8 protein-coding genes and 1 pseudogene are annotated in these 10,686 nt (G+C 70.0%); 5 read left to right on the plus strand and 4 right to left on the minus strand.

Features of this window, described 5'->3' with window-relative positions; genetic code table 11:
• Positions 1–219 precede the first annotated feature (219 nt).
• The 5 genes and pseudogenes from kdpB (at position 220) to ACH4UM_RS34325 (ending at position 7,085) form a co-directional block, all read left to right on the plus strand.
• Positions 220–2,373: a potassium-transporting ATPase subunit KdpB gene (kdpB, locus tag ACH4UM_RS34305; RefSeq protein ID WP_398188138.1), complete on the plus strand. Its 2,154-nt coding sequence runs from the start codon at positions 220–222 to the stop codon at positions 2,371–2,373.
• Between the two features lie 340 nt (positions 2,374–2,713).
• A pseudogene (locus ACH4UM_RS34310) lies at positions 2,714–2,989 on the plus strand (SDR family NAD(P)-dependent oxidoreductase); the annotation flags it as partial.
• Between the two features lie 290 nt (positions 2,990–3,279).
• Positions 3,280–4,056 (plus strand): GNAT family N-acetyltransferase, encoded by a 777-nt coding sequence (locus ACH4UM_RS34315; protein WP_398188141.1) that lies wholly within the window; start codon positions 3,280–3,282, stop codon positions 4,054–4,056.
• Positions 4,057–4,494: 438 nt separating this feature from the next.
• Positions 4,495–6,453 (plus strand): amino acid transporter, encoded by a 1,959-nt coding sequence (locus tag ACH4UM_RS34320; protein WP_398188143.1) that lies wholly within the window; start codon positions 4,495–4,497, stop codon positions 6,451–6,453.
• A gap of 110 nt (positions 6,454–6,563) precedes the next feature.
• Positions 6,564–7,085 (plus strand): hypothetical protein, encoded by a 522-nt coding sequence (locus ACH4UM_RS34325; protein WP_398188146.1) that lies wholly within the window; start codon positions 6,564–6,566, stop codon positions 7,083–7,085.
• Between the two features lie 69 nt (positions 7,086–7,154).
• Here the strand turns inward: ACH4UM_RS34325 and ACH4UM_RS34330 are convergent, their stop codons facing one another.
• The 4 genes from ACH4UM_RS34330 to ACH4UM_RS34345 all read right to left on the minus strand — a co-directional run bounded on the left by ACH4UM_RS34330 (position 7,155) and on the right by ACH4UM_RS34345 (position 10,358).
• Positions 7,155–7,643: a hypothetical protein gene (locus ACH4UM_RS34330; RefSeq protein WP_398188148.1), complete on the minus strand. Its 489-nt coding sequence runs from the start codon at positions 7,641–7,643 to the stop codon at positions 7,155–7,157.
• Positions 7,644–8,270: 627 nt separating this feature from the next.
• Positions 8,271–8,675: a DUF2690 domain-containing protein gene (locus tag ACH4UM_RS34335; RefSeq protein WP_398188151.1), complete on the minus strand. Its 405-nt coding sequence runs from the start codon at positions 8,673–8,675 to the stop codon at positions 8,271–8,273.
• 29 nt (positions 8,676–8,704) lie between these two features.
• On the minus strand, positions 8,705–9,229 hold the full coding sequence (locus tag ACH4UM_RS34340) for a hypothetical protein (protein ID WP_398188154.1): 525 nt from the start codon (positions 9,227–9,229) through the stop codon (positions 8,705–8,707).
• A 79-nt stretch (positions 9,230–9,308) separates the two neighbouring features.
• Positions 9,309–10,358 carry a GH25 family lysozyme gene (locus tag ACH4UM_RS34345; protein WP_398188157.1) on the minus strand — a complete coding sequence of 350 codons (1,050 nt, stop codon included), beginning with the start codon at positions 10,356–10,358 and terminating at the stop codon, positions 9,309–9,311.
• Positions 10,359–10,686 lie beyond the last annotated feature (328 nt).

The following is a 10,686-nucleotide window of genomic DNA, read 5'->3' on the forward strand; positions in this document are numbered from 1 at the left end:
CGACGGAAGCCGCGGACGTCAGCGGCCCCCACGACTGAAGGAGTCCCCACTCCGAAACGGCGTGACGGCGGTCAGGTGCGTGCCCGAGGGGCAGGCACCCGCGCACGACGTCTGTCGTCGTCCCATCGCCGGCGTCCGTGCGCCACCGTGTGGTGCCGGGGCCCCGGCACCACACGGACCGCGGCCGGTCCCTGTCCCCATCGAGGCACAAAGGTGTCCATGCTTCCCGCTGCCCCCGAGCACGCCCCACCATCACGCCCGAAGCGCGCAACCGGGCCCGGAGCGGAGCGAAGGTCCAGGCGCCGCGCTCCGGGCGGGCTGTTCGAACCCGCCCAGCTCATCCGTTCCTTCCCCGAAGCGCTGCGCAAGCTGCACCCCCGCGTCCTGGTGAAGAACCCGGTGCTGTTCGTCGTCTCCGTCGGCGCGGTCCTCACCACGCTGTCGGCGTTACTGCACCCGGCCGTCTTCACCTGGGTCATCAGCGCCTGGCTGTGGCTGACGGTCGTCTTCGCCAACCTCGCCGAGGCCGTCGCCGAGGGCCGCGGCAAGGCACAGGCCGCATCGCTGCGCAGGGCCCGCACCGACACCGTGGCCCTGCGGCTCCCGCACTGGCGCTACGGCACGAACCTCGCCACCACCCGCACGGAGGCGGTCGCCGCCACAGATCTGAAACCGCTGGACGTCGTGCTCGTCGAGGCGGGCGAGATGATCCCCGCGGACGGCGACGTCATCGACGGCGCGGCCGCGGTGGACGAGTCGGCGGTCACCGGCGAGTCGGCACCCGTCATCCGGGAGTCGGGCGGCGACCGCAGCGGAGTCACGGGCGGAACGACGGTCCTGTCCGACCGGATCGTCGTCCGGGTCAGCGCCCGGCCCGGCCACAGCTTCCTGGACCGCATGATCGCGCTGGTGGAGGGCGCCTCCCGGCAGAAGACCCCGAACGAGATCGCCCTGAACATCCTGCTGGCCTCGCTCACGATCATCTTCCTGCTGGTCGTGGTCACCCTCCAGCCGATGGGCGAGTACGCGGACGCCGCCCAGTCCACGACCGTGCTGGTCGCCCTCCTCGTCACCCTCATCCCGACCACCATCGGCGCCCTGCTGTCGGCGATCGGCATCGCCGGCATGGACCGCCTGGTGCAGCGCAACGTGCTGGCCATGTCCGGCCGGGCAGTGGAGGCGGCGGGTGACGTGCACACCCTGCTGCTCGACAAGACCGGCACCATCACCCTCGGCAACCGCGGGGCCGCCGCCTTCATCCCCCTGCCCGGCACCGACGAACGGCAGCTCGCGGACGCCGCCCAGCTCTCCTCCCTGGCCGACGAGACCCCGGAGGGCCGTTCCGTCGTGGTCCTCGCCAAGGAACGGTACGGGCTGCGGGCACCGGCCGAGGGTGAGTTGGTGAACATCCGCTGGGTGCCGTTCAGTGCGCAGACCCGGATGAGCGGCGTCGACCTGCGCTGGGACAACGGCGCGGTGTGCGCCATCCGCAAGGGTGCCGCCCAGCAGGTCATCGAGTGGGTGCAGATGTACGGCGGCCACGTGCCGCCCGAGGCACGGCTGTACGCCGATGCCGTGGCCGCCGGCGGCGGTACGCCCCTCCTGGTGGCGGTGCACGACTGGGACGGGCCGCGCGTCCTCGGCCTGATCCACCTCAAGGACGTCGTCAAGCACGGCATCCGCCAACGCTTCGCCGAACTGCGCCGCATGGGCATCCGCACGGTGATGATCACCGGTGACAACCCGCTCACCGCCCGCGCGATCGCCGAAGAGGCGGGCGTCGACGACTACCTGGCCGAGGCGACGCCCGAGGACAAACTCGCCCTGATCAAGCGGGAGCAGGAGGGCGGCAAGCTGGTCGCCATGACCGGTGACGGCACCAACGACGCGCCCGCCCTCGCGCAGGCGGACCTCGGCGTGGCCATGAACACGGGTACATCGGCGGCCAAGGAGGCCGGCAACATGGTCGACCTCGACTCCAACCCGACCAAGCTCATCGAGATCGTCGAGATCGGCAAGCAACTCCTCATCACACGCGGTGCCTTGACCACGTTCTCCATCACCAACGACGTGGCCAAGTACTTCGCCATCATCCCGGCGATGTTCGCGGGCTCGTACCCGGGCCTGGAGTCGCTGAACGTCATGGGCCTGCACAGCCCGACCTCCGCGATCACCTCCGCGATCATCTTCAACGCCCTGATCATCGTGGCGCTGATCCCGCTCGCCCTGCGCGGCGTGCGCTACACCCCCGCGTCGGCGCACGACCTGCTGCGGCGCAACCTGCTCGTCTACGGCCTCGGCGGCCTGGTGCTGCCCTTCGTGGGCATCAAACTGATCGATCTGCTGATCTCGCAGGTGCCCGGCCTTGGCTGAGCCGCGTCCGGTGTCCTGGCTCGCCCGTCAAGGAGCCGTATGCGCACGTCAGAGGCCCGTCAGAGAACGAGGGTTCGGCTTGCCCGGGCTGTGCGGTACCGCTTCCATGGACCGCGTGAACAGCGCCTGGCTCCTCTTCGACCGGCCGCCGAGTCCCGCTCGGCCGTCGCGTCGTGCGCCGCGCTGACCGGAAGCGCCCACGTCCGCCGACGCCGCTCTGCGCGACCCGAGGGGCGCCGTGATCGGGTGGCGCCCCTCGACCCTCCTTCTCCCTTCTCCACCGCACGCCCACCGCCCGTCGCCGGGCCGCGCCGGCGTGCCCGCAACCCCGGATGGGATCATGTCGGACTCCACCCTTTCCTCCCGCACCGTCCTGGTCACCGGCGCCACCTCCGGCATCGGTCACGAGACCGCACGGCAGCTCGCCGAGCGTGGCGCCACCGTGCTGCTGCACGGCCGCACCGCCGAGGAGACCCGGGCCGCCGCCGACCGTCTCGTCGCCACAGCCGGCGTGAAGGCGGACCAACCGGCCACCCACTTCGCCGACTTCACCCACCTCGGGGAGGTCGAGACCCTCGCCCGCACGGTGGTCGCCGCCCACCCGCACCTGGACGTCCCGCGACCGAGGACCGCAAGGTCAGGCGCCTCACCAGGCTGGCTGACCTGCTGGTCGGCCGCGCCGCCTGAAGAGCCTTCACCAGTAGAGGAGTCGACGTACGTGTCGAAGCGCGCCCGCAAGAAGAAGGCCCGCCGGAAGAAGAAGGCCGACCACGGCCACAAGGCCGGCCAGAGCTGACGACGAACGAGGCGGCCCACGCCGTCCCCCTCAAAGGCGGGCGGCAGGGAACAGCGCTCCCCGGTCGCCCGCCACACCCGTATCCCATTCCCCATCCCCGCGAGGAATTGATGATCGAGATCTCGCCACCGGACCCACGGGCGTTCACGCGCTGGTTCTCCACGGGCTCCCCCGGCCCCGCCACCATCGGCGAGCACGTTCTGACCACGGGCTTCGGCCGCTGGTGGGCCGACCGGCCCGTCCAGCCACGCACCGTCGCCGTCTCCTGCGCCGGCCACGTCGTACTGCGCGGCAGCCCGGAGGAACTCACGCCAGGCCTCCTCGCCCCGCTGGCCGGCAACCGTGTCGAAGCACCGGCGCGGTTCCTGTCCGCCCTCGAGGCCGCCTTCGACCGGCTCACCCCGTGGGAGCGCATGATCTGGACACTCCAGGCCGCGCCTCAGCCCGCCACCGTCCCGCACGCGGTGACCGTACGGCACCTGGAGGCGGCGGATGCCGACGCGGTCCACGCCCTCGGCCCCGACGCGTCCTGGCTGTCGGCCACCTGGGGCGGACCGCGCGGCCTCGCCGCCTCCGGACACGCCTGGGCCGCAGTGGACCGCACCGGCCGCATCCTGGCGGTGGCCTGCACCCACTTCCGCGGCACCGGCCACGAGGACGTGGCCTTCTACACCGTCCACGACCGCAGACACCACCACCTCGCCCTGGCCTGCGTCACCTACCTGTGCGCGGACATCACCTCCCGTGGCCACACGCCCAGCTGGAACTGCTCCGTCCACAACCGCGCCAGTCGTCTCCTGGCCTGGAACGCCGGTTTCCGTCTGGTCCGCGAGTACGTCCACTACGCGGTGGGGAGCCCCGTGTCACACGATCAGCTCAGCGTCTAGGAGCCAATCCGAGCAGAGGGAGATGCCGTGCCCAGAAAGCCCGGCTCCTCGCCTTCCGATACGCGGAGGCAGCCCCGAGCTCACGATCAGCCGGCTGAAGCGCGGGGAGGACTCCTTCACGCTCCACTACCGGAACACGCCGCCGCTGCCCGAGTCCGAAGGCGAGTCCCTCCCGGCAAGGAGATGTCGTACGACGCTGGGTGTCCGTCCCTGACACGGCGGTCCTCCCGGGCCCGCAGGGCTCTGTTGAGACCTGAACGACGTGGTCCGTGACGCGCTTGGCGGATCGCCGGCATGCGCTCGGCAGTCTTAACGCGGTCTTGATGCGTTCGGAGGGCTCGTCCGTGGGCCCGCGTGGCACTCCCTGCTTACGCTGGTGCCGCCGTCCGTGTGATGGCCGAAACCCCACGCTGAGCCGCACATCAGGAGAGCACGTCGATGGCCACCACCACCGAACACCCGCCGCAGAGCCGACTGCGGACGTGGATGCTGGAGGGGCTGTCCGACATGGGCAAGCACGGCGGCCACACCGGCCCACACGCCGAGCCCGAGCCCCCGCACCAGGGCCAGCGCTGGTACCGGGTGATGTGCCTGACCGGCGTCGACTACTTCTCCACCCTCGGCTACCAGCCCGGCATCGCGGCCCTGGCAGCCGGCCTGCTCTCCCCGATCGCCACCCTCGTCCTCGTAGTCGTCACCCTCGCGGGCGCACTCCCCGTGTACCGCCGCGTGGCGGAGGAGAGCCCGCACGGCGAGGGCTCCATCGCGATGCTGGAGCGGCTCCTGTCGTTCTGGAAGGGCAAGCTCTTCGTCCTGACGCTGCTGGGCTTCGCCGCCACCGACTTCCTGATCACCATCACCCTCTCGGCCGCCGACGCCTCCACCCACCTGATCGAGAACCCGCACCTGACCAGCACCCTGCACGGACAGCAGATGCTGATAACGCTGCTGCTCGTGGCGCTGCTGGGCGCGGTGTTCCTCAAAGGCTTCCTGGAGGCGATCGGCGTCGCGGTCGCCCTGGTGGTGGTCTATCTCGGGCTGAACGCCGTGGTCGTCGTCGTCGGCCTGTGGCACATCCTCACCGCCGGGCACGTGGTCACCGACTGGACCAGCGCCCTGACCACCGAACACGGCAACTTCTTCGCCATGATCGGCGTGTCCCTGCTGGTCTTCCCCAAGCTCGCCCTCGGCCTGTCCGGCTTCGAGACCGGCGTCGCCGTCATGCCCCACGTCCAGGGCGACCCAAACGACACCGAGGACCGCCCCACCGGCCGGATCCGGGACACCAAGAAGCTGCTTACCACCGCCGCGCTGATCATGAGCGTGTTCCTGATCACCACGAGCTTCATCACGACGGTGCTGATCCCTGCGAACGAATTCAAGGACGGAGGCAAGGCCAACGGCCGTGCGCTGGCGTATCTGGCGCACGAGTACCTCGGCGGTGCCTTCGGCACGGTCTACGACCTCTCGACGATCGCCATCCTCTGGTTCGCCGGGGCCTCGGCGATGGCAGGTCTGCTCAACTTGATGCCGCGCTACCTGCCCCGCTACGGCATGGCCCCGCACTGGGCCCGCGCCGTGCGCCCCATGGTCATCGTCTTCATCCTGATCGCGTTCCTGGTGACCTGGATCTTCGACGCCAACGTCGACGCCCAGGGCGGCGCCTACGCCACCGGTGTGCTGGTGCTGATGTCCTCCGCGGCGATCGCGGTGACCATCGCCTCCCACCGCGCCGCGCAGCGCGGCTGGACCGTCGCCTTCGCCGTCGTCTCGGCGGTTCTGCTCTACGTGACCGTCGCGAACGTCATCGAGCGCCCGGACGGTGTGAAGATCGGTGCCTGCTTCATCGTCGGCATCATGCTGGTCTCGCTGCTCTCCCGGCTGGCCCGCGCCTTCGAGCTGCGCGTCACCCATGTCGAAACGGACGACATGGCGGAACGATTCATCCGGGACATGTCCCACCGCCGCATCCGCTTCATCGCCAACAAGCCCGGCCGCCGCGACAAGGCGGAGTACCGCGACAAGATCGAACAGATCCGCAACGACAACGACATTCCGGCCACGGAGGACTTCGTCTTCGTCGAGGTCACGGTCACCGACCCCTCCGAGTTCGAGGCGGGCCTGACCGTACGCGGCGAGGTCCTGCACGACCGCTACCGCGTCCTGACCCTGGAGCACTCCTCCGTCTCCAACGCCCTGGCGGCCCTCCTCCTCCACGCCCGGGACGTCACCGGCTGCACCCCGCACATCTACTTCGAGTGGACCGAGGGCACCCCCTTCGTGAACTTCCTGCGGTTCTTCCTCTTCGGCCAGGGCGAGGTCGCCCCGGTCACCCGCGAGGTCCTGCGCGAGGCCGAACCGAACCGGGCCCTCCGCCCGCGCGTCCACACCGGCTGAGCACCGACGCCGGCGACCGCGTCAGGATCCCGTCAAGATTCGCCCGTACGGCGCTAGGACCCCGTAAGCAGCGGTCGCCGCACCCCTTGTGGCCGCCTAGCGTCAGCGCCATGCGAAGGAGCGGACCGGCTGGCTCGGCCGGCGACCGCCACTGGCGTGGCAGCGCCCGGCTCGCGGTGATCTGCGCCCTGGCGTTCTGCGCGATGGCCGTACTGGTCGACTGGGACGCAGGGAGCCTCACACCCCTGCGCGCTCTACTGTGGGCCACCTTGTCCGCCGCGCTGGGCGCTGTGCTCCTGCCACCCCGGGTGAGCGCGGGCCCCGGCTGGCTGGTGGTCCGCTCGCCCTGGCGTCGGCACCGCGTCCGCACGGACGCGCTGACCGACGTACGCCAGTACGGCGGCGTTTCCTCCCACCTCGTCCTGCGCGACGCCTACGGCCACCGCCTGGAGCTCGATCCCCGAGTCCTCGCCGCGAACCCGCTGATCTGGCACGAACTCGACACAGGCGTACGCCGCTCCATCGAGCGGGGCACCCTGCGCCGGGACATGGAGGTCCTCGACCAGCTGGGCCACCGGATCGACGACGAGACCGTACGCGCCGTTCTGAAAGCATCGGGACTCTCCAACTGAGCCGGGCCCCCTCCCTCGGCCCCCGGAAGCCTTGGCACAGGAGACTCCCGACCCGGTGGCGGGATGTGCTCAGTCGAGCGAGACCACCGCCGCCGTACGAATGGCCCGGAGCTCGCCACGGACCCGGACGCCGGCTGGTACGTACGCGAAGGCGACCACCGGGACCCCGACGCGCCGGTATCCGACACCATGCGCCCGCCTCCTGTGCCTGCCAAGAAGGCCAAGCCCAAGACCTCTCACCACAGGAAGAAGACCTCGCAGAGGAAGAAGTACCTCTGCGGCTACGACGCCCACCTCATCGTGACCCGGGATGCCGAACACGACGCCGTGCTCCTCGACGACGGCACGCCGAACCCCGAGGTCCTCCCCGCCCTCGTCCTCGGTGCGGCCCTGGACAAGCCCGGCCACCGCCCCGCGTACAACGGTCTGAAGATCCTCAACCGACTCCGGGAGCGTGGATACAAACCCGGAATCCTGGCCGGCGACCGCGCCTACAACAACTCCGAGCCCGACGAATGGCAGCTCCCAAGGGGCGCAGACCATGGGCACGAATCGCATCGGCCTCGTGGTCGAGCAGCCTGGTGGCGTGCTGCGTCCGCAGAAGGTGGCCACGCAGTAGGTCGAGGACCTGCGCTTCCCTGTCCCCCAACGCCAGGTCGACGTACAGCTCCGGCTCGTCCAGTTCGGTTTCGTCGGCAATGGTGTAGATGAGATCTGCCAACGACCTGGGCCAGGTGACAGGGTCGTCTACATCCACGACGGGCCAGCTGTTGGCAGCGTGAGCCAGTGTCATGGCGAGTCAGTATTCCACTGCCAAGCGATCAGGTTCCGGACCGGAAATGGGACATGAGACCTGGACGATGAGCAGGGCCAGCGCGATGGGCACCGCAACTACATTGAGTCCCTGGTCTCTCCTTCCTCCTCGTGCGGCCGGTGTTGGCCGCTGATGTCCCTGGGACGGAGCCGGTGGCACGTTCTCGACATCCGCAGACCGCCGGCCTGAGCTGAGCGTCCACTCCGCCACGAGGGCCGGTGCCTTCCCCCGGGAGGCACCGGCCCTTGCGCCCTGCGCCATCCCGGCGCCCGTCTTCCCTGCAACCGCCGGGGCGGTGTTCGTCGGGAGCCGGGGCCGGCGGTGGCACGGCCAACGGCCCCGGGTGGACGAACCCGGGGCCGGGGCGAGCATCAGTAGCTGTGGGTGCAGTCGACGTTCCCGCTCCACGTACCGCATGCCCACGCCTTCACGTCCTTGTCGTTGACCATGACACTGAAGAAGTGGCCGCTGCCGTACGTGGTGTACTGCTTGCCCTGGTCGTTCTTGATCTGGATCTTGGAGCCGGACGGGGCGCTGATCACGAAGCGGCCCCAGGCGGCGCGGCACGAGGGGCTGTAGCGCAGTTCCATGGCCGTGATCGGGCCGCTGCCCTCGGCCACTGTGCGGGCGTCTTTGGCGCAGGTCGTACTGGCGGGGTTCAGGCCGTTGCAGGAGGAGCCGTGGCAACTGGTGGTGGCGGAGGCGGAGGGTGCGGCGACCAGGCCGCTGGCCAGCAGCGCTCCGGTGCCCAGAAGGACGGCTGCGAGGTGCTTCATGGGATGCCTTTCCGGTTCGGGTCAGAGGGTCAGGAGCTGGCGGCGGAGGTGCAGGCGGAGCTGCCGCCGCAGTAGGTGATGTCCCAGTGGTTGCTTTCGCGGGCGTAGACGTTGCCCGTCGAGGAGCGGTAGCGCACCGCGCCGTCACCCCGGTTGGAGATGTGGGTGAAGCTGCTGGTGATGTAGTTGCTTACGCACGTTTTCGGGGTGATGTCGGCCTTGTAGCCGTTGTAGTGGCTGTACGTGCCCGAGGCATGCCCCACCTCGGTGCCGCCCGTGACGCTGATCGCGCAGCCACTGGCCCTCTTGAGGGTCACGAGACCGTCGACGGTGGCTTGGTTGATCTGCTCGAACGACGTGCAGGTGGAGTTGGAGCGGGTGGTGCAGTTGCCACTGGAGGACCAGGTGACCCCGGCCGCGCGCAGCTGGGAGGCGGCGGCCGACTGCGAGAGCTTGGTGACGGCGAACGCGTTGCCGGGCAGGGCAAGCACGGTGGCGGCTCCGAGGGCCCCGGCGACGAGGCCGAGACGGCGCAGGCTGCGGCTGTTGGGCACGGCGAATTCTCCCTTGTCGGTGGTGCCGGTGCGAGAGCTGCGGTTCGCGGACCGGCAGGGTCTTTGGGCTGCGGCGGGGTCAGTTGACCAGCGCAAGCCATGTGTTGGGGCCGACGATGCCGTCCGGGGTCAGGTGGCTGCCAGTCTGGAAGGCGACCACGGCGTCATGCGTGGCCGCCCCGAAGGAGCCGTCGACCGGCAGCGCCGCGCCACGGGCTTTCAGTTCGGCCTGCACCGCGCCGACGGCCGGGCCGTGATCGCCTTCCTTGACAGTGGTGACGAGGGCTTGCCAGGTCTTGGGGCCGACGATGCCGTCGGGGGTGAGCTGGTTGCGGGTTTGGAAGGCGGCCACGGCGTCATGCGTGGCCGCTCCGAAGGAGCTGTCGATCGACAGCGCCGCGCCATGGGCGTTGAGCAGATACTGGACGGTGGTCACCTGCCGGCCGCTGTAGCCCTGCTGGATGACCGGCCAGGCGCCGGCCGGGGGCGGCGGGGGCGGCGTGTAGGTTCCGTTGGCGGCGAGGTTGCGCAGGTCCTGCTTGGTGCCGTTGAACACGTCCTGGTCACCGGGGAACGTGCCGGAGTCGGAGGTCTGCCAGAAGGCGTACGTGGACCAGCCGTTGGGCAGTGGGTGCGGGGTTCCGGTCCAGCTGCCGATCCAGATCAGGTTGGTGGCGGCGAAGGCGGACGAGTTTCCGGTGCACTGCGACCACCACGAGGTGTTGGTGTTGATCACGGGGTGGCGGCCGGTGCGGCGCCGGTATTCGGCGTCGAATGAGGCGATCCAGCGGACCGTCGTGGCCGGGCTGACGCCGTAGCAGGCGGGCAGGCCCGGTGTGGCCTCGATGTCCAGGACGCCGGGAAGCGTCTTGCCGTCCGGCCGCCAGGTGCCTCCGTGGTCGACGAAGTAGTCGGCCTGGGCGCTGCCGGAGGACTTGTCCGGCCTGGCGAAGTGATAGGCGCCGCGGATCAGGCCGGCTTCCGCTGCACCGTCGTACTGCTGGGAGAAGCGGGAGCTGATGTAGGAGGTGCCCTCGGTCGCCTTGACGTAGGCGAAGGAGGCTCCGTCGGCGGCGACCGCGGACCAGTCGACGGTCTCCTGGTAGGCGCTGACGTCGAGCCCTTGCACGGCAGCGTCCGCCGCCTGCCGCGACCGCGTCTCCTGGGTCGTCGCCGATGCCGCGACCGGTGCGACAAGCAGTGCCGCCGTGACGGTTGCCGCGGTCAGCGCGCCGCACAACCCAGCCCGCGTACCGCGTCTGATACGGGGCGACGCGCCCTGAGCGTATCGAGGAGTTCGAAAGAGAAGCGTCATCCAGGGATTCCTTTCACCCGTCCGCGCACTGCGCCTCTACGGCCGGCCGCGGGCCTTGCCCCGGCCGTGGAGGGCGGCAGCCGCCGACGGCCTGCCGGCTGCCGCTCCGTCACATCCTTCGGTGCACACCCGTTGTTGCGCA

This window comes from Streptomyces sp. NPDC020801, assembly GCF_044334385.1.
In the GTDB taxonomy this organism is placed as follows: Bacteria; Actinomycetota; Actinomycetes; order Streptomycetales; family Streptomycetaceae; genus Streptomyces.